The organism is Streptomyces sp. NPDC052496 (assembly GCF_040679095.1).
Taxonomy (GTDB): Bacteria; Actinomycetota; Actinomycetes; order Streptomycetales; family Streptomycetaceae; genus Streptomyces.
On record NZ_JBFAUH010000021.1, the window covers coordinates 38,486 to 63,432 of the forward strand.

Here is a 24,947-nt window from a genome sequence, read left to right on the forward strand (position 1 = left end):
CGGTCCGGTGTCACCCGGTCAGGTCCGGTGTCACTGCGTCAGGTCACGGGGTACCGGGGCGCCGGCGGCGTCCTCCGGCGGGCCGGCGGGCGCGGTGGCCCGGGGCAGGCCGCGGGCGAGGACGGCGGCGGCTGCCGACGTCGTGGTCAGGGCGGTGGTGGTGACCGCGAAGGCGGCCACCACGTCGGCGGTGGCACGTACCTGGGCGAAGAAGAGGAAGCCGAAGACGCACACGCCGAGCGCGGCGCCGAGCTGCTGGGCGGTGGAGACCACGCCGGACGCCGCGCCCGCGACCGGTTCCGGCACGGTGCGCAGGGTCACGGACAGGGCCGGGGTGACGCACAGGCCCAGCGCGCCGCCGACCGCGCACACCGCTGCGAGCAGTTGCCGGGGGTCGTCGCCGAGGGCGCCGACGGCGCAGGCCGCGTACCCGGCGGTGGCGGCGAGGGAGGCCAGGAACAGCAGCCGGACCTCGGCGCCGCGGGCGAGCCGCGGTGCGAGCAGCGATCCGCAGGCGAACGCGACCGCGGCCGGGACCAGGCCGGCGCCGGTGGCCAGCGGGCTCCAGCGCAGTCCTTTCTGCAACAGCAGACCGAGCATCAGGACGAACGCGGCGAGCCCGCAGTTGATCAGTACGATCAGCACGATGCCGCGGCGGAACCCGGCCGGCCGCAGCAGTTGGGGCGGTACGAGCGGGGAGCCGCCCCGGGCGTCCAGCGCGCGTTCGTGGCGCAGGAAGCAGCACGCGACGGGCACGGAGGCGGCCAGACAGGCCGGCCCCCACCACAGCATGCCGCCCGTGCCGCCCGCCACCAGCGGGACGGTGAACAGGCCGAGGGCGGCCGCCGCGAGCCCCAGGCCGGGCAGGTCGGCGCGGACCGGCCCGCGCTGTACGGGCGGGTGCCCGCTCGCCGCCCACGGCAGGAGGGTGAGCGCCAGGACGCCCACCGGCACGTTGACCAGGAAGACGGCGCGCCAGCCGAGGCCGAGGACGTCCGCCGACAGCAGCCAGCCGCCGAGCAGCTGCCCGCCGATCGCGCCGAGCCCCATCACCGCGCCGATCGCGGCGTACGCCCGGCGCTGGGCCGCGCCGCTGAACAGGGTCTGCGCCGCACGGTAGACCTGGGGCACCATCAGCGCCGTGCCGGCGCCCTGGAACAGCCGGGCCGCGACCAGGACGGCGGTGGTGGGGGCCGCTCCGCAGACGACCGAGGCGCAGGTGAAGACGGCCATGCCGAGGCCGAAGACCCGCAGACAGCCCAGCGCGTCGCCCAGCCGGCCGCCGGCGGCCAGGCCGAGGGCGTACACCAGCTGGTAGCCCGCGAGGACCAGTTGCTGCTGTCCGCCGCCCGCGCCCAGGTCCCGTTCCAGCGCGGGCATCGCCACGACCACGATGAAGACATCGAGGTTGGCGAGGAACGTGCCGCACAGCAGGACAACCAGCGCCGCCCAGGGACGCACGGGAGGCACCTCCAGCCGGTCGCCGAGCACGGTACGTGACGATTGAGACACGTATCGTAACCATGACGGTGCGTCTGTGCCCAGCCCGCGTCGTGCGGTGGGGCGGGTGGGGTGGACGAGGTGGGAGGGGCGTCCGTACGCGTCGGCGTCCGCACCCGCCAGCGCCCGTACACGTCGGCGCCCGTACACGTCGGCGCCCGTACGTCCTCGGGTACGGGCGCCGTCCGCGTCAGCGGGGTGTGCGGGCCGGTCGTACGGCCGTCAGCCGCGCGTCCCGGCGCTCGTACAGCCGTCAGCCGCGCGTTGCGGCCGGCCGTACGGTCACTCGGCCGCGGCGGTGTGCCGCGGCGCCGTCACCGCCGGGCGGCGGCTGGCGATGACCTTCTTGGCCAGCGACCGCGGGCTGGTCAGGAAGCCCCAGCCCCACGACATGTGCATGGTCGCCAGCGCGACCGGGATCTGGGCGCGGGCCTTCAGCGGCAGGCCCTTGCCCGCCGGCACCGAACCCGCCGTGATCGCGGCCAGGTAGCCGGCCGGGACGACGAAGCCCCACGGCGTGACGAAGGCACCGACCACGGCTCCCGCCGCGATGGCGCACACGGCGGTCGGCGGCGCCAGGTACCGCAGGTTGATCGAGCCGGCGTGGTAGCGGGCCACGACGTGGCGCCAGCGCCCGTAGTCCTTGTACTGCTTGGCCAGCGCGCGCACGCTGGGCCGGGGCCGGTACTGGACCTTCAGCTCGGGCGAGAACCAGATCTGCCCGCCCGCCTCGCGGATGCGGAAGTTCAGCTCCCAGTCCTGGGCGCGGATGAACTCCTCGTTGTAGCCGCCCTGATGCTCCAGCGCCTCACGCCGGAAGACGCCCAGGTAGACCGTGTCGGCCGGGCCCGCCTCGCCGCCCGTGTGGAAGGCCGCGTTGCCCACGCCGATCTTGGAGGTCATCGCGGCGGCGACCGCGTCCTCCCAGGCGTTCTCCCCTTCGGCGTACATGATGCCGCCGACGTTCTGCGCGCCGGTCTCCTCCAGGAGGCGCACCGCGGTCGCGATGTAGTCCGGGGAGAGCATGCCGTGGCCGTCGACGCGTACCACCACCGGGTGGCGGGAGGCCTTGATCGCCGCGTTCAGGGCGGCCGGGGTGCGGCCGGTGGGGTTGGGCACGGTCAGCACCCGGGCCCGCTCGTTCGCGGCGTTCTCGGCGACCAGCTCGGCGGCGATCTCGTCGGTACGGTCCGTCGAGGGCCCGAGCGCGATCACCACCTCCATCTCACCGGCGTACTCCTGTTCCAGGATGTGCTGGACGGAGCTGCGCAGATGACGTTCCTCGTTGAGCACCGGCATGATCACGGAGACGGCCGGGAGCTGCTGCGGTGGCGTGGCGTTCATCGCGGTCACGTTACCGCGTATGGGGGACGGGGGCCGACGGCAGCCGGGTGGCCCTGGGGGCGACGCCCGGCGTGTGGCGCTTTACAGCCGATCATATGGGCCTACGGTGACCCGGCCCGCTCGTTCCTTCTCGCAACCGATCCGTCGCGCCGCGCAGCCGATTCGTCCCGGTACGGAGGCGGCCTCTCCCGGCGCCCGGCCGCCCGCCCCGACCGTCTCGCTCCGCCCGTCTCGCCCCCACCGGCCCGCCACCCCGTGCACCTTCCCCCGTACGTATCCACCCCGCCCCGTCCCCGCCCTCGCACCCCGACCCGTCCCGTCCCCGCACTCCGTCCGCCCCACCCCGCCGCGGAGGTGTCCCCATGACCGCACCGCACCGCCCGCCCCGCCGGCCCGCCCGTCACCGCAGACCGGGCGGGCGGCCCCGCTGGGGCCTGCGCATCACCGCGGGCGCCTCGCTGCTGCTGCTGGCCGCGGGCGGTATCGGGCACGCCATGGTCACCGGCGTCGAGGACGGCATCGCCCGCGTGGACGCCTTCAAGGGCATGGGCGACCGGCCGGACAACAGCGGCGGGGACGGCATGAACTTCCTGGTCGTCGGCACGGACGGCCGCAACAAGCTCTCCCCCGAGGAGAAACGCCGGTACCACCTGGGCGGCGAGCCCTGTCACTGCACCGACACGATCATGATGGTGCACCTGTCCGCCGACCGCAGCCGCGCCAGCGTGGTCAGCCTGCCGCGCGACTCGTACGCGCAGACGCCCCCGCACACCGACGCGACCACCGGCAAGCGGCACCACGGCCACCCCGTGAAGCTGAACGCGGCGTACGCCGAGGGCGGGGCCAACCTGACCATCCGGACCGTCGAGCGGATGACGGGGGTGCACATCGACCACTACCTGGAGGTCGACTTCACCAGCTTCATGAAGACGGTGGACGCGGTCGGCGGCGTGAACGTCTGCACCACCCACCCCCTCAAGGACAGCTACAGCGGCCTGGACCTGCCCGCCGGACGCTCCCGCCTCAACGGCGGCCAGGCCCTGCAGTACGTCCGCGCCCGGCACCTGGACAGCGCCTCCGACCTCGGCCGGATGCAGCGCCAGCAGCGCTTCCTCGCCGCCCTCATGCACAAGATCACCAGCTCCGGCGCGCTGCTCCACCCGGGCCAGTTCAAGGAGATCACCGACGCGCTGCTGGAGTCCGTACGGGCCGACGAGGACTTCGGCGCGGACGAGATGGTCGACCTCGGCCAGGCCCTGCGCGGCTTCAACCCGTCGTCCTCCGAGTTCGCCTCCGTACCGCTGGGCGACATCGACTTCCAGGTGCCCAACGTGGGCTCGACCGTGATGTGGAACGAGGAGAAGGCGCGGCAGCTCTTCCAGGCCCTGCGCGAGGACCGGCCGCTGGCCGTGCGCAAGCGCGGCCGGCAGCGCGCCACCGTCGTGGACGTACCGCCCGCCACGATCCAGGTACAGGTCGACAACGGCGCGGGCCGGACCGGCCTCGGCCGCGCGGTCGACAGGTCGCTGCGCGCCACCGGCTTCGACACCACCGGCACCCCGGGCAACGCCGCCACCCGCGTACGGCGGACCGTGATCACCTACGACCCGCGCTGGAACCGCTCGGTCCGCTCCCTCGCCGCCGCCCTGCCGGGGGCCGCGCTGCGCCAGGTGACCGGCCAGGGCGCGGTGCTGCGCGTCACGGTCGGCAAGGACTTCAAGGGGGTGCACCGGGTGCGCTCCGACGACCCGACCCAGCCGACGGGGGCCGGCGACTTCGGGACGCTGACCGGCGACGAGGCGGCGTGCCCCTGAGTGCCGGGCTCCACCTGTGAACCTGGTTGCCGGGATGCTGTGTACTCAGTACAGTCCCGCCCGTGAGTGGAAAACGGGCACCCTTGAGCGACCGGTGGTTCATCGACCAGATCCACGCCGTCGCGCAGCAGTTCCTGCGCTCGCAGCCGGACAGCCGGATGCCGGACGCCCCGCCCGCGCCGCTCGCACCGCGCTCCGGGCATGAGGACCTGTCCGCCCGCGCCGCGCGCCTGTCGGCGCAGCGGGCGCGGCTGGAGCAGGAGGAGGCCGCCCTCCAGGCGGACGTGGAGCGCCTCAACCACGCGCCCCGGGACTCCGCCCCCGCGCCGCGGCCGGCCGTCGTCCCCGAACTGGACGTCAGCGCCGACGACCTCACCCTCACCGAAGCGGGCCGCATCCGGCGCGCCTACAAGGTCGCCGAGGCCGCCCTGCCGCGCCTGGTCCTGGAGGCCGCCGCGGACGGCCTCGAAGCGCCCGCGATCGCCCGTGACCTCGCCGTCACGCCGTCGTACGTCTACCGCATCCTGCGCGAACGGGTCCGCTACAGCTGGCGCCTCGACGTGCGCGACGGCGGCGCGTGGACCGTGCACAGCAGCGGTCAGCACGTCGTGGAACGCGCCCTCGGCAGCGGCGTACGGCTCGCCGAGCAGCTCCTCGCGGAGTCCGGCGCGGACCGCGTCCTGCTGTGGGAGGGCCCGCGCACGGCCGACACCGAAGCGGCCCTCGACCTGACCCGCCCGGAGGGCCCGTAACCGCGCCCCGCACGCCCCCTCCGCTTCCCCTTACTCCTCGCCGTCCCCCACGTGCTGGGCGCGCAGCTCCTTGATGGCGCGGCGGCGGGCCAGCCGGTGGGTGCGGCGGATCTGGGCCTCCTGGTAGCGGCGCTTGTCCCGCTCGGTCTCCGGGACGACCGGCGGGACGGGGCGGGGCTTGCCGTCCTCGTCCACCGCAGCGAAGACCAGGTACGCCGAGCCGACCTGGGTGGCGGGCGTGGACTCGTTCCAGCGCTCGGCCAGCACCCGCACCCCGATCTCCATCGAGGACCGTCCGGTCCAGTTGACCTGGGCCTTCACATGCACCAGGTCACCCACACGGACCGGCTCCAGGAAGGCCATCTCATCCATGGAGGCGGTGACGGCGGGCCCGCCGGAGTGCCGTCCGGCCACCGCGCCCGCGGCGTCGTCGACGAGTTTCATGATCACGCCACCGTGCACCGTGCCGAGCAGGTTGGTGTCGCCTGCCGTCATGATGTGCGACAGCGTCGTCCGGGAGACGGAGGTGGGCTTGCCCGGAAGGTCGTCCTCCGGGCCGGTGGTGACGAGATCGGTCATGCGCCCACTGTATGCGCGGGGCGCACGTCCCCCGCCTCCCCCGCCCTCCCCCGACCAGGGGCGACCAGGGGCGACCACGCCGGAATCATCACCTCCGTCCGGATTGCGCAAGCGACGCCCCGCGTCACTTTGCATCAGCTCTGCAACAGCGGCGGCCCGATCCCGTACCTGCCCTGTATGAGGGAGCCGTCGGCCAGGCAGACTTCCCCCATGAACGAGTGGCCTGGGTCCGACAACAGAGACCGGTACGGACGCGGCAGCGGCGCCGAGCCGGAGGGCGCGCGCGCCATGCCGCACGTACGGCGTGGCGGTCCGAACGGTCCCGGCGGTCCCGGCGGACCCGTCCCCGGCCCGGGCCAGCAGCCGCCCGAGCCCCCGCTCCCGCCGCACCTCTCACCGCGCCGCCACCCCTCCGTTCCGCAGCAGGGCCAGGGCCAGGCCCCGTACGGCAACAGCTACGACGGCGGGCACGACGACGGCTACAACACCGGCCAGGTCTACGGCGGCGGCCGCGGCGGCGGACAGGGCGGCGGCCGGGCCCAGCGGCCCGCCCCCAACTGGGGCCGCCGCATCAAGTGGACCGTCCTGACCCTGGTCGCCGTGCTCCTCGTCACCTCGGTCGCCACGTACTTCTGGGCCGACGGCAAGCTGCGCCGCGAGGTCGACCTGAGCAAGGTCATCGACCGGCCCGAGGAAGGCGACGGCACCAACTACCTGATCGTCGGCTCCGACAGCCGCGAGGGCATGTCCGACGAGGAGAAGAAGAAGCTGCACACCGGCTCCGCCGAGGGCAAGCGCACGGACTCGATGATGATCCTGCACGACGGCAGCAACGGCCCGACGCTGATCTCCCTGCCGCGCGACTCGGACGTGGAGATCCCCTCGTTCGTCGGCTCCAAGTCCGGCAAGAAGTACGCGGCCAAGGGCCGCCACACCAAGCTGAACGCGGCGTACGCCGAGGACGGCCCGGAGCTGCTGGTGCGCACCGTCGAGCACAACACCGGCCTGCGCATCGACCACTACGTCGAGATCGGCTTCGCGGGCTTCGCGGGCATCGTGGACGCGATCGGCGGCGTCGAGATGGACATCCCGAAGGCCTTCAAGGACAAGAAGTCCGGCGCCGACTTCCAGGCCGGCCGACAGACCCTCAACGGCGAACAGGCCCTCGCCTTCGTCCGCACCCGCTACGCCTTCGCGGGCAGCGACCTGGACCGCACGAAGAACCAGCAGAAGTTCCTCGCCGCCCTCGCCAACCAGACAGCCACCCCCGGCACCCTCCTCAACCCCTTCAAGCTCTACCCCACGATGGGCGCGGGCCTGGACACCGTGATCGTCGACAAGGACATGGGCCTCTTCGACCTCGGCTCGATGTTCTTCGCGATGAAGGGCGTCACCGGCGGCGACGGCAAGTCGATGAACATGCCCATCGCCGGCACCACCGGCGGCAACCTCCGCTGGGACAAGCCCAAGGTCGCCAAGCTCGTCGAACAGCTGAAGAACGACGAGCCGGTGACGGTGAGCGGGAACTGACCGGCACACCCGAGCAGACGAAAGGCCCCCGCCGAGGCGGGGGCCTTCTCGCGTGGCGTCCGGGTGTTACGGCAGGTTCCGCGCCATGACGATCCGCTGCACCTGGTTCGTGCCCTCGTAGATCTGGGTGATCTTGGCGTCGCGCATCATGCGCTCCAGCGGGTAGTCGCGGGTGTAACCGTAGCCGCCGAGGAGCTGGACCGCGTCGGTGGTGATTTCCATGGCGGCGTCGGAGGCGTAGCACTTGGCGGCGGCGCCGAAGAAGGTGAGGTCTTCGGGCTTGCCGCCGGCGGAGATGCGTTCGGAGCGGGCGGCCGCGGCGTAGGTGAGCTGGCGGGCGGCCTCCAGCTTCATGGCCATGTCGGCGAGCATGAACTGCACGCCCTGGAAGTCGCCGATCGGCTTGCCGAACTGCTTGCGCTCCTGGACGTAGCCCTTGGCGTAGTCCAGGGCGCCCTGGGCGATGCCGAGGGCCTGGGCCGCGATGGTGATGCGGGTGTGGTCCAGGGTCTTCATGGCGGTGGCGAAGCCGGTGCCCTCCGCGCCGATCATGCGGTCGGCGGGGATACGGACGTTGTCGAGGTAGACCTCGCGGGTCGGGGAGCCCTTGATGCCGAGCTTCTTCTCCGGGGCGCCGAAGGAGACGCCCTCGTCGGACTTCTCGACGACGAAGGCGGAGATGCCCTTGGAGCGCTTCTCGGGGTCCGTCACGGCCATGACGGTGTAGTACTCGCTGACGCCGGCGTTGGTGATCCAGCGCTTGACGCCGTTGAGGACGTAGTGGTCGCCGTCGCGTACGGCCTTGGTCTTCATGCCGGCCGCGTCGGAGCCGGCGTCCGGCTCGCTCAGGCAGTACGAGAACATCGCGTCGCCCTTGGCGAGCGGGCCCAGGTACTTCTTCTTCAGCTCCTCGGAGCCGGAGAGGATGACCGGGAGGGAGCCGAGCTTGTTGACGGCCGGGATCAGGGAGGAGGAGGCGCAGACGCGGGCGACCTCCTCGATGACGATGACGGTGGCCAGCGCGTCGGCGCCGGCACCGCCGTACGCCTCCGGTACGTGCACGGCGTGCAGGTCGTTGAGGGTCAGCGCGTCCCGGGCCTCCTGCGGGAAGCGGGCCTGCTCGTCCACCTCGGCGGCGAACGGGGCGATCTTCGCCTCGGCGAGCGAGCGCACCGACTCGCGGAGCATGTCGTGCTCCTCGGACGTCCGGTACAGATCGAAATCAGCGGTTCCCGCCAAGGTTTCTCACTCCCCTGAGAGCTGACTGCAGTGCTAACTACCGTTAAGTAACCCGAATTCTAGGGGGCTGTACGGGGCCGGGGATACGTGAGTTTGCCGACAGCACCCGATCGGTCCCGGCCACCGGGCCCGGACCGCCGGGCACCGGCCGGACTATGCTCAGGCAGCGCACTCCTCCCCGTATGCACCTGGAGCATCCATGGCCCTGAAGATCACCGTGATCGGCACCGGCTACCTCGGCGCGACGCATGCCGCGGCCATGGCGGAGCTGGGGTTCGAGGTGATGGGCCTGGACATCGACCCGGCGAAGATCGCGATGCTGGAGCGCGGCGAGACCCCGATGTACGAGCCGGGCCTGGAGGAGCTGCTGCGGGCGCACGTCGCGGGCATCGAGGGCGCCAGCGGCCGGCTGCGCTTCACCACCTCCTGGGAGGAGCTGGCGGACTTCGGCGACGTGCACTTCGTGTGCGTGAACACGCCGCAGAAGCACGGCGAGTACGCCTGTGACATGTCCTACGTCGAGTCGGCCGTCGAGTCGCTGGCCCCGCTGCTGCGGCGCCCGGCGCTGGTGGTCGGCAAGTCGACGGTCCCGGTGGGCAGCGCGGCGCGGCTGGCCGAGCGGCTCGTGGAGCTGGCGCCGGCCGGCGAGGACGTGGAGCTGGCCTGGAACCCGGAGTTCCTGCGGGAAGGTTTCGCCGTGCAGGACACCCTGCACCCGGACCGGATCGTGATCGGTGTCGACGGTGGCCGGGCCGAGGAGCTGCTGCGCGAGGTGTACGCGACGCCGGTGGCCGAGGGCTCGCCGTTCGTGGTGGCCGACTTCCCCACCGCCGAGCTGGTCAAGACGTCCGCCAACTCCTTCCTGGCCACGAAGATCTCGTTCATCAACGCCATGGCGGAGGTGTGCGAGGCGGCCGGCGGTGACGTGGTGAAGCTGGCGGAGGCGATCGGCCACGACGAGCGGATCGGCAAGAAGTTCCTGCGGGCCGGCATCGGCTTCGGCGGCGGCTGCCTGCCCAAGGACATCCGGGCGTTCATGGCGCGCGCCGGTGAGCTGGGCGCCGACCAGGCGCTGACGTTCCTGCGCGAGGTCGACTCGATCAACATGCGGCGCCGCGGCCACATGGTCGAGCTGACCCGGGAGGCGGTCGGCGGTTCCTTCCTCGGCACCCGGGTCGCCGTCCTCGGCGCCACCTTCAAGCCGGACTCGGACGACGTACGGGACTCGCCCGCGCTGAACGTCGCCGGGCAGATCCACCTCCAGGGTGGCCAGGTGACGGTCTACGACCCGAAGGGCATGGAGAACGCGCGGCGCGTGTTCCCGACGCTGGGGTACGCGGACTCGGCGCTGGAGGCGGTGCGCGGCGCCGACGTGGTGCTGCACCTGACCGAGTGGCGGGAGTTCCGGGAGCTGGACCCGGCCGCGCTGGCGGAGGTCGTGACCACCCCGCGCATCCTGGACGGGCGCAACGCGCTCGACCCGGAGCTGTGGCGCAAGGCGGGCTGGACGTACCGGGCGCTGGGCCGTCCGCAGGCGTGAGGCGGGGAAACGAATGAGGGGCCGGACTCCGTGGAGTCCGGCCCCTTTCCCGTACCTGGTCTCAGCAGTGAGGACCGTCGAGTGTCCCGTACCTGGTCTCAGCGGCCAGGACCGTGAGTTTTCCGTACCTGGTCTCAGCTGTCGGGGCCGTCGAGCTGTTCGATCGTCGCGATGGACGGGCCGCGCTCGGCGCGCAGCGCCCGGGCGGTGTCCTCCGCGCCGCGCAGCGTGCGGACCGCGTTCTGCCAGGTCAGCTTGGCCAGGTCGGCCGTGGACCACTTGCGGTCGAGCAGTTCGGCGATCAGGTTCGGGTAGCCGGCCACGTCGGCGAGGTCGGCGGGCGTGAAGGCCGTGCCGTCGAAGTCGCCGCCGATGCCGATGTGGTCGACGCCGGCGACCTCGCGCATGTGGTCGAGGTGGTCGGCGACGGTGGCGGCGGTGGCGAGCGGGCGCGGGTGCGCCGCCTCGAAGGCGCGGTGCACCGCCATGCCCTCGGCGGTGGTGTCCAGGTGGTGGAGGCCGTGCGCGCGCATGTTCTCGTCCGCCCGCAGCGTCCAGTCGACGGCCTCGGGCAGGATGAACTTCGGTACGAAGGTGGCCATCGCGACGCCGCCGTTGGCGGGCAGCCGCTCCAGCACGTCGTCCGGGATGTTGCGCGGGTGGTCGCAGACCGCGCGGGCGGAGGAGTGCGAGAAGACGACCGGCGCGGTGCTGGTGTCCAGCGCGTCGCGCATGGTGTCGGCGGAGACGTGCGAGAGGTCGACCAGCATGCCGAGGCGGTTCATCTCGCGGACGACCTCGTGGCCGAAGGCGGTGAGGCCGTGCGCGCGCGGCGCGTCGGTGGCCGAGTCCGCCCAGTCGATGTTGTCGTTGTGGGTGAGCGTCATGTAGCGCACGCCCAGTTCGTACAGCGCGCGCAGGGTGGCCAGCGAGTTGCCGATCGAGTGGCCGCCCTCGGCGCCCATCAGGGAGGCGATCCGGCCGTCGGCGCGGGCCGCCTCCATGTCGTCGGCGGTGCAGGCCAGGCGCAGGTCGTCGGGGTAGCGCGCGGCGAGCCGGCGCACCACGTCGATCTGTTCGAGGGTGGCGCTGACCGCCTGGTCGCCGGTGTAGTCGGTCCGTACGTACACCGACCAGAACTGCGCGCCGACGCCGCCGGCCCGCAGCCGGGGGATGTCGGTGTGCAGGTGTCCGGTCTGGTCGGCGGCTATGTCGCGCCGGTCGAGGTCGTAGCGGACCTGCTCGCGCAGTGCCCAGGGCAGGTCGTTGTGGCCGTCGACGACGGGGTGCTCGGCGAGCAGCGCGCGGGCCGCCTCCAGGGACGCGCTCACTTGCCGCTCCCGAAGCCGAAGCCGGCCGGGGAGGCGACCTTGTTGCGCAGCCGCTTGCCTTTCTCGGTGGCCTGCTCGTTCAGGTGCTGCTGGAACTCGCGCATCCGGGCCTGGAGCTCCGGGTCGTGGGCGGCGAGCATCCGGGCGGCGAGCAGGCCGGCGTTGCGGGCGCCGCCCACCGAGACGGTGGCGACCGGCACGCCGGCCGGCATCTGCACGATGGACAGCAGCGAGTCCATGCCGTCCAGGTACTTCAGCGGTACGGGCACGCCGATGACCGGCAGCGGCGTGACCGACGCGAGCATTCCCGGCAGGTGAGCCGCTCCCCCGGCGCCCGCGATGATCGCCTTCAGGCCCCGCCCGGCGGCCTGCTCGCCGTACGCGATCATCTCGTGCGGCATGCGGTGGGCGGAGACGACGTCGACCTCGTAGGGGATCTCGAACTCGTCGAGGGCCTTGGCCGCGGCCTCCATGACGGGCCAGTCGGAGTCGGAGCCCATGACGATGCCGACCAGGGGGGAGGAGTCGGAGGGGCGCGCGTCAGCGCTCGATGAGGGGTGGTGGCCGGGCGACGGGTGGGTCATTCGGTGATGGTTCCTCGCAAGTAGCCGGCGGCGTGCGCGGCGCGCTCGCGCACGTCGGCCAGGTCGTCGCCGTAGGTGTTGACGTGACCGACCTTGCGGCCGGGCTTCACGTCCTTTCCGTACATATGGATCTTCAGCTGCGGATCCCGTGCCATGCAATGGAGGTACGCGTAATACATGTCCGGATAGTCGCCGCCGAGGACGTTGGCCATCACGGTCCACTTCGCGCGCGGGCGGGGGTCGCCGAGCGGGAGGTCGAGGACGGCCCGCAGGTGGTTGGCGAACTGCGAGGTGATCGCGCCGTCCTGGGTCCAGTGGCCGGAGTTGTGCGGGCGCATGGCCAGCTCGTTGACGAGGATCCGGCCGTCGGCGGTCTCGAACAGCTCGACCGCGAGGTGGCCGACCACGCCGAGTTCGTGCGCGATGCGCAGCGCCAGTTCCTGGGCCTGGCCCGACAGCTCGTCGCTCAGGCCGGGGGCGGGGGCGATCACCGTGTCGCAGACGCCGTCCACCTGGACGGATTCCACGACCGGGTACGCGACGGCCTGGCCGTGGGGCGAGCGGACGACGTTGGCGGCCAGTTCCCGTACGAAGGGGACCTTCTCCTCGGCGAGAACCGGCACTCCGGCGCGGAACGGCTCGGCGGCCTCCTTGGAGGATCGTACGACCCAGACGCCCTTGCCGTCGTAGCCACCGCGGACCGTCTTGAGGACCACCGGGAACCCGCCGGTCTCCTCGGCGAACACCGCCACGTCCGCCGGGTCGGCGACGATCCGGTGCCGCGGACAGGGGGCCCCGATCGCGTCCAGTTTCGCTCGCATCACCCCCTTGTCCTGGGCGTGCACGAGCGCGTCGGGGCCGGGGCGGACGGGGATGCCGTCGGCCTCCAGAGCCCTCAAATGCTCGATGGGGACGTGCTCGTGATCGAAAGTGATCACATCACAGCCACGGGCGAAGGCGCGCAGCGTGTCCAGGTCGCGGTGGTCGCCGATGACGACCTCGCTCACCACTTGGGCCGCCGAGTCCTGCGGGGTGTCACTGAGGAGCTTGAACTTGATGCCGAGGGGGATGCCCGCCTCGTGGGTCATACGGGCGAGCTGGCCGCCGCCGACCATGCCGACTACCGGGAACGTCACGCCCCCAGGGTATCCGCCCGGCCGCGGAGCCCCGCCGCCCCCTTGGAGGAACGTACGAACGCAAGTGCGCCACTCTCCCCGTTCCGGCCCCTGGAGATCGGCCGGGGCGGTAGGCTCGCCGCCCGCGCGGAGGGGACGGAACGCATGAGCGACGGCCGGATATCCGGGCGCACCAGGACCGTGGGCATCGTCGTCGCGGTGGCGGCCCTGGCCGCCGCGGTCTACGCGGTGGTCACCCAGCTGACCGGGCCCGTCGTCTTCGACGAGCACGACCGGGACATCAGAGTCGCGCCGGACACCCGGTTCTCGATCCGCCTCAAGGACAATCCGTCCACCGGCTTCCGCTGGGTCCTCGCGGCGCCGAAGCCGGACCCGGCCGTACTGCAGGAGACCGGCGGCCACTACGACGCCGACGAGCCGGTCCGCCCGGGATCGGGTGGCATCCGTTACGTCGATTTCATGGCGCGGGGCGCCGGGCACACCGAGGTGACTCTCAGGTACTGCTTCCGCTGCGGCACGCCGCAGGCCGACGAGCAGGACGAGAACAGCCGGACCCGGCGGTTCCGCGTGACCGTGGACTGACATGTCCCGTGGGCCCCTGGCGTCACGAGTGGCAGGCAGCACACAGGCCGCCTGGTTAGCATGAGCGTGCGGTTGCGCGGGGACGGCCGCCCGAAGACGCCCACGAAACGCCCACCACAGGAGCTGAACGATCACGATGAGTGAACGGAGCGCACTGCGGGCCCGACTGGACGCGCTGGCCCGCGAACTCATGAAGTTCGGCGCCGTCGGGGGCGCGGGGGTCCTCGTCAACTTCGCCGTCTTCAACCTCGTACGGCACCTGACCGAGCTGCCCGTCGTCCGGGCCAGCATCGTCGCGACGGTCGTCGCCACCGGCACGAACTACCTCGGCTACCGCTACTTCACCTACCGGGACCGCGACAAGAACGGCCGGACCAAGGAGCTGACGCTCTTCCTGCTGTTCAGCGTCGTCGGTCTGGTCATCGAGAACGGCGTCCTGTACGTGGCGACGTACGGGTTCGGGTGGAGCACCTCACTGCAGAGCAACGTCTTCAAGTTCCTCGGCATCGGCCTGGCCACGCTCTTCCGCTTCTGGTCCTACCGCACCTGGGTGTTCCGCGCGCTGCCCGCGCGGAAGGCCGTGGAGACGGCGGAGTCCTTCCTGGCGGAGGGCGCGCAGCCGCAGCGGGCGGCGAGCGCGGCGGCCGCCGAGCGGGCGCGCGACTAGCAGCAGTCGCCCGGAAGGGCCCGCCGCCTCACTCCGCCGACGGCTCGGTCGCCTCGCGGGCGAGGAAGAGCGCGAACACCGGCGGATGCTGCTGGAGGAGTTCCAGCCGCCCGCCGTCCGCCTCCGCCAGGTCGCGGGCCACGGCCAGCCCCAGGCCCGTCGAGTTCCGGCCACTGACCGTCCGCTCGAAGACCCGCGATCCGAGGTCCGGCGGCACGCCCCGGCCGGCGTCCGTGACCTCGACGACCGCCTGGTTGCCGGTGACCCGGGTGCGCAGCGCCACCGTCCCGTCCCCGTGCATCAGTGAGTTCTCGATCAGGGTGGCGAGCACCTGGGCCACCGCGCCGGGCGTGCCGACGGCCCGCAGCCCCTTCTTCCCGGAGCGCACGATGGCCCGGCCGGCGCTGCGGTACGCCGGGCGCCACTCCTCGACCTGCTGCTTGACGACCTCGTCGAGGTCGAAGGCGACGGCGGAGCCGGAACGCGGGTCGCGGGAGTTGGTCAGCAGCCGCTGGACGACGTCGGTGAGCCGTTCGACCTGGCCCAGCGCGATGGTGGCCTCCTCCTTCACCGTGTCCGGGTCGTCCGTGACGGTGATCTCCTCCAGCCGCATGGACAGCGCGGTCAGCGGCGTCCGCAGCTGGTGGGAGGCGTCGGCGGCGAGCCGCCGCTCGGCGGTGAGCATCCGCGCGATCCGCTCGGCGCTGGCGTCCAGCACGTCCGCGACCCGGTCCAGCTCCTGCACGCCGTAGCGGCGGTGGCGCGGGCGGGGGTCGCCGGAACCGAGGCGTTCGGCGGTCTCGGCGAGGTCGGTCAGCGGCGCGGTCAGCCGGCGGGCCTGCTGGACGGCGAGCACCACGGCGGCCAGGATCGCCAGGATCGCCACGGCCAGGATGACCAGCAGCGTACGGCCGATCTCGGCGCTGACCGCGGAGCGCGGCTCCTGGACGGTGACGGTCTCACCGCGGTCGCCGTGCTGGGTCGAGGCGATCACGTCGCCCGACGGCCGGGAGCCGATCTCGATGCGCGCCCTGCCCGGCACCTTGATCTCCGCGTACCGCTTGGCGGTGATCTGTTCCGAGAGGATCTCGGGCGTCAGTTTCTCGCCACTGCCCAGCCGGCTCTCCACGATGCCGACGAGCCGTACGGCTTCGGAGGCGACGCTGTCCTGCGCCCCCGACTGGATGGTGCGGGTCTCGACGATGACGAGCGAGACGCCGAAGACGGCGATCACCACCAGCACCACGGCGAGGGTGGAATTGATCAGACGGCGGCGCACGGTGTCCTCCGGGCGGGATGCATTCGTTCTTCTCCTTCTTCCCGCCCGGCGGCGAGCTTCAGAACCTGTGCCCGGGCCCCGGCACAGGTGCTCAGCTCTTCTCGAAGCGGAAGCCGACGCCCCGCACGGTGGCGATGTAGCGCGGGTTGGCCGCATCGTCGCCGAGCTTCTTGCGGAGCCAGGAGATGTGCATGTCCAGCGTCTTCGTGGACGACCACCAGGTGGTGTCCCAGACCTCGCGCATCAGCTGGTCGCGGGTGACGACCCGGCCGGCGTCCCGCACCAGCACCCGCAGCAGGTCGAACTCCTTGGCGGTGAGCTGGAGTTCGTCGTCGCCCATCCAGGCGCGGTGCGACTCGACGTCGATCCGTACGCCGTGTGTCGCGGGCGGCTGCTGCGGCTCGGCGGACGAACCGCGGCGCAGCAGGGCGCGGACGCGGGCGAGCAGTTCGGCGAGCCGGAAGGGCTTGGTGACGTAATCGTCGGCTCCGGCGTCCAGGCCGACCACGGTGTCGACCTCGTCGGCGCGGGCGGTGAGCACGAGGATGGGGAAGGAGTGGCCTTCGTTGCGCAGCCGGCGGGCGACCTCCAGGCCGTCCATCCCGGGCAGTCCCAGGTCGAGGACGACCAGGTCGATGTTGCCCTGCAGACCGGCGTCGAGCGCCGTGGGGCCGTCCTCGCGCACCTCGACTTCGTAACCCTCGCGGCGCAGGGCGCGGGCGAGCGGCTCCGAGATGGACGCGTCATCCTCGGCGAGCAGTACACGGGTCATGGGCCGATGGTAGTCCCAGGACTTACCTCCACGGGCCGGACCCGGTGCGCCCGGAGGTGGCCGGAAAACGTCCCGCGGACGGCGCGCCGGCGGCCCGCTCGCGGCCGGCGGGTGATCACGGGGTACGGCGGACGGCGCGGGTGCAACCCCCGGTACGGTTCCCGGTTGATCATGTGACCGTTGTCTCACTCGCCCCATCGGTGCGGTTGCTGGACGTATGGTGTCCCAACGTCCGTAGCACAGCCTCGGGACCATGACTCTCAAGAGACGTCATCGGTCCCTGTTGTGTGCAGGGCTGGAACCACCAGTCCTGCTGCACAGTGAATGACCTGTCGACCGGGTCCACCGCGCGAGCAGTACGGGGGCGTGGATCCCGGTGTCACGACTGTCCTGCCGATTCCTCTTCCCGTGGGGTCGGTCCCCCGAGGACGTGGGGGCGGGCAACGTGACGCCGGTGCCGGTCAGCCGACCCGGGCGCGCTGCGGTCTCCCACGCGTCCCGAGCACACCTAGGAAGCACCATGGCGTCCAGCCTGACGAAGGACGCCGGCGCGCAGGGGAACCCTGTCAGCGACGGCAAAACCTTCTTCGGCCACCCCCGCGGACTGGCCACCCTCTTCATGACCGAGATGTGGGAGCGGTTCAGCTTCTACGGCATGAGGGCGCTGCTCGTCCTGTACCTGATCTCCGGTGGTCCGGAGGCCGAGGCCGGCTCGCAAGGCGGCGGCCTGGCCATGACCGCGGCGACCGCGAGTGCGATCTATGCCGTGTACATGGCCATGGTCTACCTGCTCGCGATGCCCGGCGGCTGGTTCGGCGACCGGGTCTGGGGCCCCCGTAAGACGGTCGCCATCGGCGCGTCCGTCGTCGTGGCGGGCCACCTCGTGCTCGCCATCCCCGGCCAGCTGATGTTCTTCATAGGTCTCGCCCTGGTCGCCTGCGGCTCGGGCCTGCTGAAGTCCAACATCTCCACGATGGTCGGGCACCTCTACAACGGCCCGCAGGACCCGCGCCGGGACGGTGGTTTCACCGTCTTCTACATGAGCATCAACATCGGGTCGCTGGCCGCCCCGCTGATCTTCGGCTGGGTCGGCCAGAGCATCAACTGGCACCTGGGCTTCGGGCTCGCCGCGGTCGGCATGGCACTGGGTCTGATCCTGTTCCTGCTCGGCACCAAGCACCTGGACCCGAAGAGCAGCCAGGTGCCGACGCCGCTGTCGGTCGAGGAGCGCAACAGCTGGCTGCGCAAGGCCCTGCTGTGGGCCGGCATCGCCGTCGTCTTCTACGGCATCGTCGTGGCCACCGGCCACTTCACGATCAACTGGGCGCTGATCCCGATCGGCGTCATCGGCATCGCCATCCCGTTCGCGGTGCTGTTCCGCATCAAGCGGGACAAGGAGCTGACGTCGTCCGAGCAGGGCAAGGTCAGCAGCTACCTGTGGTTCTTCGTCTCGGCCGCGGCCTTCTGGATGATCTTCGACCAGGCGGGCTCGACGCTCAGCCTGTTCGCCGAGAAGAACACCCAGAACTCGATCTTCGGCTGGGCCTACCCGTCGACGTTCCTGCAGTCCGTCAACCCGCTGTGGGTGCTCATCCTGGCCCCGATCTTCGCCTCCGCGTGGCTCTCGCTGGCCCGGCGCCAGAAGGAGCCGAGCACCACGGTGAAGTTCGCGATGGCGATGATCGCCATCGGTGCCTCGTACTTCTTCTTCGTCATCCCGATGCTGATGTCGGCCGGCGGCGACAAGGTCAGCCCGATGTGGCTGATCACGATGTACGGCATGCAGACCATGGGTGAACTGTGCCTCTCCCCGGTGGGCCTGTCGGTGACCACGAAGCTGGCCCCGGCGAAGTACGCCAGCCAGATGATGGGCATCTGGTTCCTCGCCAACACCGCCGGTGACAGCGTCATCAGCCTTCTGGGCATCGCCGGGGCCGACCTCAGCGGCATCGGCGTGCTGGTCGGGGAAGCCGCGATCGCCACGCTGGCCGGTGTGGCGATCTTCATGAACCGCAAGCGGATCAACGAGCAGATGGGCGACGTGCGCTAGCGGCGCGCCCGCTCGTTCGCCGGAGGGCCTTGGTGCGTGTCTCGCGCCGAGGCCCTCAGCTTTGAAACCCCCACCGCTCGGCCGAAGGGGTACGGCACCGAGGTGCCGTACCCCTTCGGTTCCCCGGTCATCAGCGCCGCAAGCGCCGCCGCGGTGTGAAGGTGAAGACCGCGCCGCCCAGCAGGAGCGCCGTGCCCGCGGCGAGGGCCAGGGCGCGCAGGGCGCCGTGGTCGCCGGCGCCGGTTTCGGCGAGGCCGCCGGAGGTGCCGCCCGCGCTCGCCGGGCCGGTGCCGCCGGTCGTACCGCCTGCCGACGAGCCGCCGCCGGTGGTCCCGCCCGCCGACGAGCCGCCGCCGGACGCGCCGCCGGTGCCGCCCTGCTGGGCCGTGGTGTCCAGGGCGAGGGAGACGCCCGGGTCCTTCTCCGGGGTGCAGGTCGTGGTCGTACCCAGGGCACGTACGGTCAGGACGCCCGGCGTCAGCGTCGCCTTGCCGGTCGCGCCCGGTGTGTAGGTGCCCTTCAGGTCGGGGATCGCGATCGGCTGTCCGGACTTGACGGGTTCCGCGTTGGCCGGGCCCTCGGCCGTGACGGTGCCCTTGTCGGCGCCGCCGACCCGGACGTCCATGGACGGCTTGACCGCGCCCGCCGGGATGTCCGCCGGGCTGTCCATCACCGACGTGGCGAACTTCACCGTCAGGCCGTAGCCGCCGCCCTTCTTGACGGCGTCGATCTGCACCGGCGAGGTGGCCTTCTTGTCGCCGATGGGGGTCTTGCAGGCGTACGGGACCTGGACCTGCTTGCCCTGGTAGGAGGTGCCGTCGGGGTCGCCTCCGCCGCCGGAGGAGCCGGCCGTACCTCCGCCGGCCGTACCTCCGGTGTCCGAGCCGCCCGTACCGCCGCCGGTCGTACTGCCGCCGGCGCTGCCGCCGCCCGTGGAGCCGACGGTGCTGCCCCCTGCGATCCCGCCGGTGTCGCTGCCGCCCGTGCCGCTGCCGCCGCTCGCGCCGCCTCCCGTACCGCCGCCGGAGCCGCCGCCGTCCGTCACCTTGATCGTGGCGGCCGGCTTCACGTCCTCCTTCGGAGTGCACTTCGTGTCGGTGGAGATCGGCTTGTTGACGTTGATGTGGTAGAAACCGGGCGCGAGGGTGACCTCGCCGGGCTTCTCCAGCTTCAGGGTGCCCTTCATGTCCGAGAGCTTCATCGGGCTGTTCTTGGGGATCGGCGGATTCTGCCGCGGCCCCTGGACGCTCAGCTCGCCGCTCTGCGCGCCGCCCACCTTGATCTTTCCGCTGGGCTGCACGGTGTCCTCGTCCAGGTCGAGGATGTCGGGGTTCTTGGACGCGGCCTCCACCGTCCGCCACACCACCTCGACCTCGTCACCGACCTTCGCCGTCGCGGGCGCACTCACCTCCACCTTCGTGGTGCCCTGGATCGCGGGCAGGCCCGAGATCGGCGGCGGTACGCACTCGGTCCGGTACGCCGTCTCCGCGGCCCGGGCCGGCCCGGCGGCCGCCCATAGGCCCGCACCCGCGAGCACCAGGGCGAAGCCGCCCGCGCCCGCTCTCCTGCGCTTGCTCGTCACGTGGCACATCACGTGGAACCTCTCGATGTCGGCGGGTCGGTGGGTGGTGCGGTGGTGGCGGACGGTGCGGTGTCCGGGGTGAACCACGGAAGGGTGGCGGCGGTGTCGCCGTCCTGGGCCGCGGGCCCGGCCGGGCCCGCGGCGGGCTCCGCGCGGGGCGCGGGGGCGCGGGTGCCGCGGTGCCGTCCGGCGGCTGCCGTACGCCGGGGAGCCCGCGGTACGGCCCTGGCCCCCGTACGCCGTTTCGTACGGGCCGCACCCGGGCGCGGCCGGACCCGGTCGACGACCGCCATGCCGATACGGAACACGGCGGCCGGCACGACGGCACACAGCAGGACCCAGAACAGCGTCACGCCCCACGGCCGGCCGACGCCCCACGGCTGTTCGGCGAGCACCTTGCCGCCGTACTTCAGCGCGACGAGGTAGTCACCGTGCGCCCCGGCGGGCAGCTCCACCGGCAGTTCGATGCGCTGTCTGCGCCCGGCGGGCACGGTCCCCTGCCACTGCCGCTCCTCCCACTGCGGGGCGAAGACCCCGTGGGAGGTGCCGACCTCGAAGACCGGGTCCTTCGCGGGGGTGGTACCGACGTTGCCCACGGTGATCACGAGCCGTCGCTGCGGCGGCGCGCCGAACCAGGTCAGCAGGTTGCCGGAGCCCTCCAGGCGGGGCGGGGCCAGGACGCTCAGCCGCCCGCCCGCCTCCTCGCGGGGCAGCGGCGCGACCGGGTGCCCGGCCACCGTGAACGGGGCGTCGGCGGTGGCGGGCGCGCCCGTCACGGTGGCGGCGTGCACGACGCACGGGCAGGGCTCGGGCGGCTCGGCGACCGGGAGGTCCTTGCGGAAGGAGCCGTCCGGGCCGGTGGTCACGGCCCGGCCGTCGCCGTTGGCGCAGGCGTTGGTACCGCCGATCATGTTCTGCCCGCAGATCAGCAGGGTGAGCAGCGTCCTGGGGCGCCAGCCGCGCCCGGTCACGGTGAGGGTGCCGCCCTTACCCGCCTCCTGGGCGGACAGCTGGATGCGGGGGGCGGGGGCCGCCTGGGGAGCGGCCGAGGCCGGGAGGGTGGTTGTGGGGAGGAGCAGGAGGAGGGAGAGGCTGAGAAGGCTCATGAGGTGCAGGAGCCCAGAGAGGCGCAAGAGACCCGGGCGCCTCGCCTTCCCGCCGCCCCACACGTACCCGCCGCCCCCTACGCGCCCGCCGTTCCGCCCGCCCGCGCCCCTCACGACCGCGCCCCCGCCCGTGCGGCCGCCTCAGGGGCCGTGTGCGTCCCTGTCTCCGGCTCCGTCCTCCGCTCCCCCGGCCGAGGCCCCGCGGCCCGCCTCCGGCGCCGTACGCGCCACAGGGCCGCGCCCGCCAGCAATCCCGCGGGGGGCACTGCGGCGGCGCCCCACGGCACCGGCGTGAAGGCCGCTTCCGCCGTCCCCCGCGCGCCGCCCGCGGCGGTGACGGTCAGCCGTACGTCCACCGGGTCCAGCGCGGGCGGATCGGGCCACGGCTCGGTCAGCGGAACCCGGCGGCCCGGTGGCAGCGTGACGGCGAGGGGGCGCGCGGCGCGGTGCAGGGCCGGGCCGAAGAGCCCGTCGGCGTCGACCGCGAGCCGTGGCGTGAGCGTGGTGTTGCCGCGGTTGACCAGCACGTACCGGATGACCGCCGCGCTCCCCCGGCGCTCCACGGACACCTCCTCGACACTCAGCGCGGCGAGCGCGGGCCCGGTCACCCGCAGGTGCACCGGGACCGCGGCCGTCCGGCCGCCCCCTTCGGCGACGAGCGCGGCCGGGTGGTCGCCGGGGGCCACGTCCCGGGGGACGGTCACGGTGAAGGGCACGTCCGCACGGGTCCGCGGCGGCACCCGTACCTCCTTGCCCGCCGTCGCGATCCAGCCACCGGACCGGGACGGCCCGCCGTGCAGGCGGAACGTCACCGCACTGCCCCCGGGGTTGGTGAGCGCGAGCCTGTCCTCCAGGACGGCGCCGGGCGCGCCCTCCAGGTAGAAGTACGGGCGGTCCTGGGCGCTCGGCCGGGCCCCGCCGCCGGAGGCGGGCGCGGCGGTCCACCGGCCCCCGTCCGGGGCGGGCGCGGCGTACGCCCCGGACGGGCTCAGCAGCGCGACGGCGGCGAGCACGGCGCCCGGGACCACCGAGCGGGTACGGGACGGCATCGGCGGCTCCTGGGGCTGGTGCAGGTGCTGTGCTCGTACGCGTGCGGGGTGTTCCGTACGGGGCCGGTCTCCGGCGCGGCTCCGTGCGGCTCCGTGCGGCTCCGTGCGGGGCCTTACGGGGCCAGGTCTAGGCGCGCTGATGGCGTCGCGTGAGCCAGAGGACGCCTGCCGCGCCGGCGAGGAGGACCGTGCCGCCGAGGGTGCCGAGGGCGACGGCGGAGTCGGCCGGGCCGGTCTGCGGCAGTTCGCCGCTGCCGGAGGTGCCCGCCGATCCCCCGGTGCTGCTCCCGGAGCCGCCCGTGGCGCCCGCGTCGGAGCCGTTGCCGCCCGTACTGCCGGAACCGCTCGCTCCGCCGGAACCGCTCGTTCCGCCCGAACTGCCCGTGCCGCCCGAGCCCTTGACGTCCAGGGTGAGCGACGGCTTCGGGTTGTTGGCGGGGGTGCAGGTGGTGGTCGTACCGAGGGCCTTGATGGTGAGTGTGGAGGCGGTGAACGTGACCTTGCCGCTCGCCTTGGGCGTGTAGGTCCCGCTCAGGTCACTGATCTTGATGGGTGTGTTGGCGGGGATCGCCCGGTCGTTGGGCGGCCCGGACACGGGCACGGTGCCGCTCTCCGCGCCGCCCAGCTTGATGAGCGCGCTCGGTTTCATGGCGCCCGCGCCCAGTTCGACGGGGCTGGAGGAGACGCCCTTCCGGAAGGACATCACGAGCTTGTACGCGCTGCCGCTCCGTGTGCTCCTGATGTCGATGGGCGAGACCGCGCCCTTGTTCCCGATCGGTGTTCTGCACTGGTAGTTGACGTCCACGACGTCGGCCCGGGCGGCCGGCGCGTCGAGCAGGACCGCGGACCCCGCCGTCAGCGCCACGGCCGCGGCCAGGCCGGCCGCGCGGCGGCGGGGGCGCGCGGCGTGCTGTTCGTAGGAGCGGGCCACCTTGAGTTCCCCTTCCCGCGGGTGAGCGCCGCCCGATGTTACTGACGGCACATCAGATCGGTGGCTCAAGGTACGCCGGGGACCTTGCCGAGGGAAGTCACAGAACAGGCCGGATCCGTGCGGCGCGGGACGCCAGGGGAAGGCGGGGAGAGCGGAGGGCGGAGGGGGAGGGGCGTACGGGACGTACGAGGCGCAGGGGGCGCGTGCCTGGACTACGGAGGCGGGTGGACACGTACGCGCCGGAGCCGCTGATGAGCCATCCGCCCGGTCACCGTACGGAAACGTCCGTCAAGGCCCGTACGAGCAGATCGCCACCGTGCGTCCCGGGCCTTTCACCTACGGCTACGGAGTCGCGCCGGCCCGGTTCCCGGCCCCGACCCGGCCCCAGCGCGCGGCGCACCACACACCGCACGCCGCCACCGCCCCCGGCGCGAACGAGGGCCCCCGCCCAGGGGCCCTAAGAGGGAGCTGCGAGCTCCGCCCACACGGTCTTGCCCGTGCCGTCGGGGTTGCGTACGACCCCCCAGTCCAGACACAGGCGCTGCACGATGAACATGCCGTGTCCGCCGGGCCGCCCCGCCCGGTGGGGGGTGCGGGGTGCGGGCGAGCCCGCGCCGAGGTCGGTGACTTCGAGGCGCAGCACCTTGGCGTTGCTGCGCAGCCGGAGCTCCTCGGGCCCCTCCGCGTGCAGGCAGGCGTTGGTGACCAGCTCGGAGACCACGAGCAGGACGTCCTCGGCGGCCGCCCGCTGGTCGGCGCCGGCAGCCGGGAGCCAGCCCCAGTCATGGAGGGCCTGCCGGGCGAAGTCGCGGGCTCGCGCGACGGCTCCCTGCACACCCGCCAGGCGCAGCCTGCGGATCTGGCCGGCCGGGACGGCCGGGGAGGCGGAGGGAGCGCCGGCGTTGCCCGGCTCCGGGCCGAGGTCGCCCGGCGGGTACGGCCGGGTGGTGCTCATCAGCGCTTCACCTCACCGATTCGCCATTTCACGGATAGCGGTTACCTGACAGATTCAACAGATTCAGATGTCTCCTGCCCGACGGGACCGTGAGAACACCCACTTCTTGGGTACGGATGTTGTGACGCGGGCAACGCGCACGGGAAGAACCCCCCGTAGTGCACCGCCTGCGCCGCCACCGTCAGTCGGCGAGAGCCTTGTCGAGGGAGTCGTGCACGGTGAACACCGCGTCCGCGCCAGTGATCTCGAAGACCCGCGCCACCACCGGTTGCATTCCGGCCAGATGCACTCCGCCCCCCTCGGCCTCCGCCTTCAGGCGGGCACCGAGCAGTACGTTCAGGCCGGTGGAGTCCATGAACTCCAGTTGCGAGCAGTCGACGACCAGTCGCGCGAAGCCGTCCGCGACGCACCCCTCGAGTGATTCCCGCAACAGGTCCGCGGTGTGGTGATCCAGCTCACCCGCGACGGTCACGATCGCGCTGGCACCCTGATGCCGGATCGCGACATTGAGCCGTCCCCGACTGGCACTGCCGACCGTCCCGCGGTCCATGCGTGTGCACCCCTCTTGCTGTCTCGGCGTCCGATTGCTTACGACTGCGCTGACCGAACACTACGCCTTCTCTCC

The 24,947-nt window shown here is 72.5% G+C and carries 22 protein-coding genes; 7 read left to right on the top strand and 15 right to left on the bottom strand.

Annotated features, from left to right (window positions below):
• Positions 1 to 30: 30 nt before the first annotated feature.
• Both AB0L45_RS26135 and AB0L45_RS26140 read right to left on the bottom strand, forming a co-directional pair.
• Positions 31 to 1,512 (bottom strand): MFS transporter, encoded by a 1,482-nt coding sequence (locus AB0L45_RS26135; protein WP_365843953.1) that lies wholly within the window; start codon positions 1,510 to 1,512, stop codon positions 31 to 33.
• Between the two features lie 270 nt (positions 1,513 to 1,782).
• Entirely contained in the window at positions 1,783 to 2,844 is a 1,062-nt protein-coding gene (locus AB0L45_RS26140; RefSeq protein ID WP_365843955.1) for a glycosyltransferase family 2 protein, read from the bottom strand.
• A 362-nt stretch (positions 2,845 to 3,206) separates the two neighbouring features.
• On the opposite strand from AB0L45_RS26140, the gene AB0L45_RS26145 reads away from it, so the two are divergent.
• Positions 3,207 to 4,658 carry an LCP family protein gene (locus AB0L45_RS26145; protein ID WP_365843957.1) on the top strand — a complete coding sequence of 484 codons (1,452 nt, stop codon included), beginning with the start codon at positions 3,207 to 3,209 and terminating at the stop codon, positions 4,656 to 4,658.
• Between the two features lie 62 nt (positions 4,659 to 4,720).
• A complete protein-coding gene (locus tag AB0L45_RS26150; RefSeq protein WP_365843959.1) occupies positions 4,721 to 5,410 on the top strand; it encodes a hypothetical protein in 690 nt (229 codons plus the stop codon).
• A gap of 30 nt (positions 5,411 to 5,440) precedes the next feature.
• On the opposite strand, the gene AB0L45_RS26155 is transcribed toward AB0L45_RS26150, so the two are convergent.
• Entirely contained in the window at positions 5,441 to 5,989 is a 549-nt protein-coding gene (locus tag AB0L45_RS26155; RefSeq protein ID WP_365843961.1) for an acyl-CoA thioesterase, read from the bottom strand.
• A gap of 210 nt (positions 5,990 to 6,199) precedes the next feature.
• Here AB0L45_RS26155 and AB0L45_RS26160 point away from each other — a divergent pair, with 210 nt between their 5' ends.
• Positions 6,200 to 7,519 (top strand): LCP family protein, encoded by a 1,320-nt coding sequence (locus AB0L45_RS26160; RefSeq protein WP_365843963.1) that lies wholly within the window; start codon positions 6,200 to 6,202, stop codon positions 7,517 to 7,519.
• A 66-nt stretch (positions 7,520 to 7,585) separates the two neighbouring features.
• On the opposite strand, the gene AB0L45_RS26165 is transcribed toward AB0L45_RS26160, so the two are convergent.
• Complete coding sequence (locus AB0L45_RS26165; RefSeq protein WP_365843965.1) at positions 7,586 to 8,758, bottom strand: acyl-CoA dehydrogenase family protein; 1,173 nt, start codon at positions 8,756 to 8,758, stop codon at positions 7,586 to 7,588.
• Positions 8,759 to 8,957: 199 nt separating this feature from the next.
• Between AB0L45_RS26165 and AB0L45_RS26170 the strand changes: the two genes are divergently transcribed.
• Positions 8,958 to 10,298, top strand: coding sequence for a UDP-glucose/GDP-mannose dehydrogenase family protein (locus AB0L45_RS26170; RefSeq protein ID WP_365843968.1), 1,341 nt, complete (start codon positions 8,958 to 8,960; stop codon positions 10,296 to 10,298).
• 134 nt (positions 10,299 to 10,432) lie between these two features.
• Here AB0L45_RS26170 and AB0L45_RS26175 read toward each other — a convergent pair whose 3' ends face one another.
• From AB0L45_RS26175 to AB0L45_RS26185, 3 genes are read right to left on the bottom strand one after another with little or no spacing between them, the layout of a single operon-like run.
• Complete coding sequence (locus AB0L45_RS26175; RefSeq protein ID WP_365843971.1) at positions 10,433 to 11,629, bottom strand: dipeptidase; 1,197 nt, start codon at positions 11,627 to 11,629, stop codon at positions 10,433 to 10,435.
• Positions 11,626 to 12,213 (bottom strand): 5-(carboxyamino)imidazole ribonucleotide mutase, encoded by a 588-nt coding sequence (gene purE / locus AB0L45_RS26180; RefSeq protein ID WP_365843973.1) that lies wholly within the window; start codon positions 12,211 to 12,213, stop codon positions 11,626 to 11,628. Before purE ends, AB0L45_RS26175 begins: the two co-directional genes overlap by 4 nt.
• Positions 12,210 to 13,328 (bottom strand): 5-(carboxyamino)imidazole ribonucleotide synthase, encoded by a 1,119-nt coding sequence (locus AB0L45_RS26185; protein ID WP_365844189.1) that lies wholly within the window; start codon positions 13,326 to 13,328, stop codon positions 12,210 to 12,212. The genes purE and AB0L45_RS26185 overlap by 4 nt, the downstream gene beginning before the upstream one ends.
• A gap of 165 nt (positions 13,329 to 13,493) precedes the next feature.
• On the opposite strand from AB0L45_RS26185, the gene AB0L45_RS26190 reads away from it, so the two are divergent.
• Together AB0L45_RS26190 and AB0L45_RS26195 are read left to right on the top strand one after the other, a co-directional pair.
• Positions 13,494 to 13,931, top strand: coding sequence for a protease inhibitor I42 family protein (locus tag AB0L45_RS26190; protein ID WP_365843975.1), 438 nt, complete (start codon positions 13,494 to 13,496; stop codon positions 13,929 to 13,931).
• A 136-nt stretch (positions 13,932 to 14,067) separates the two neighbouring features.
• Positions 14,068 to 14,598, top strand: a complete 531-nt coding sequence (locus AB0L45_RS26195; protein ID WP_365843977.1) for a GtrA family protein — start codon at positions 14,068 to 14,070, stop codon at positions 14,596 to 14,598.
• Positions 14,599 to 14,626: 28 nt separating this feature from the next.
• Here AB0L45_RS26195 and AB0L45_RS26200 read toward each other — a convergent pair whose 3' ends face one another.
• Both AB0L45_RS26200 and AB0L45_RS26205 read right to left on the bottom strand, forming a co-directional pair.
• A complete protein-coding gene (locus AB0L45_RS26200) occupies positions 14,627 to 15,877 on the bottom strand; it encodes an ATP-binding protein (RefSeq protein WP_365843979.1) in 1,251 nt (416 codons plus the stop codon).
• A 91-nt stretch (positions 15,878 to 15,968) separates the two neighbouring features.
• Positions 15,969 to 16,649 (bottom strand): response regulator transcription factor, encoded by a 681-nt coding sequence (locus AB0L45_RS26205; protein ID WP_365843981.1) that lies wholly within the window; start codon positions 16,647 to 16,649, stop codon positions 15,969 to 15,971.
• 520 nt (positions 16,650 to 17,169) lie between these two features.
• On the opposite strand from AB0L45_RS26205, the gene AB0L45_RS26210 reads away from it, so the two are divergent.
• Entirely contained in the window at positions 17,170 to 18,699 is a 1,530-nt protein-coding gene (locus AB0L45_RS26210) for an oligopeptide:H+ symporter (protein WP_365843983.1), read from the top strand.
• Between the two features lie 130 nt (positions 18,700 to 18,829).
• Here the strand turns inward: AB0L45_RS26210 and AB0L45_RS26215 are convergent, their stop codons facing one another.
• The 6 genes from AB0L45_RS26215 to AB0L45_RS26240 form a co-directional block, all read right to left on the bottom strand.
• The gene (locus AB0L45_RS26215) at positions 18,830 to 20,236 is read right to left on the bottom strand and encodes a hypothetical protein (RefSeq protein ID WP_365844191.1); all 1,407 of its coding nucleotides are present in this window, start codon (positions 20,234 to 20,236) and stop codon (positions 18,830 to 18,832) included.
• A 53-nt stretch (positions 20,237 to 20,289) separates the two neighbouring features.
• Positions 20,290 to 21,387, bottom strand: coding sequence for a hypothetical protein (locus AB0L45_RS26220; protein WP_365843985.1), 1,098 nt, complete (start codon positions 21,385 to 21,387; stop codon positions 20,290 to 20,292).
• A gap of 110 nt (positions 21,388 to 21,497) precedes the next feature.
• On the bottom strand, positions 21,498 to 22,436 hold the full coding sequence (locus AB0L45_RS26225) for a hypothetical protein (RefSeq protein ID WP_365843987.1): 939 nt from the start codon (positions 22,434 to 22,436) through the stop codon (positions 21,498 to 21,500).
• A 127-nt stretch (positions 22,437 to 22,563) separates the two neighbouring features.
• Positions 22,564 to 23,367 carry an LPXTG cell wall anchor domain-containing protein gene (locus AB0L45_RS26230; RefSeq protein ID WP_365843989.1) on the bottom strand — a complete coding sequence of 268 codons (804 nt, stop codon included), beginning with the start codon at positions 23,365 to 23,367 and terminating at the stop codon, positions 22,564 to 22,566.
• Positions 23,368 to 23,824: 457 nt separating this feature from the next.
• Positions 23,825 to 24,322, bottom strand: coding sequence for an ATP-binding protein (locus AB0L45_RS26235; protein ID WP_365843991.1), 498 nt, complete (start codon positions 24,320 to 24,322; stop codon positions 23,825 to 23,827).
• 181 nt (positions 24,323 to 24,503) lie between these two features.
• Positions 24,504 to 24,872, bottom strand: coding sequence for an STAS domain-containing protein (locus AB0L45_RS26240; protein ID WP_365843993.1), 369 nt, complete (start codon positions 24,870 to 24,872; stop codon positions 24,504 to 24,506).
• Between the last annotated feature and the right edge of the window lie 75 nt (positions 24,873 to 24,947).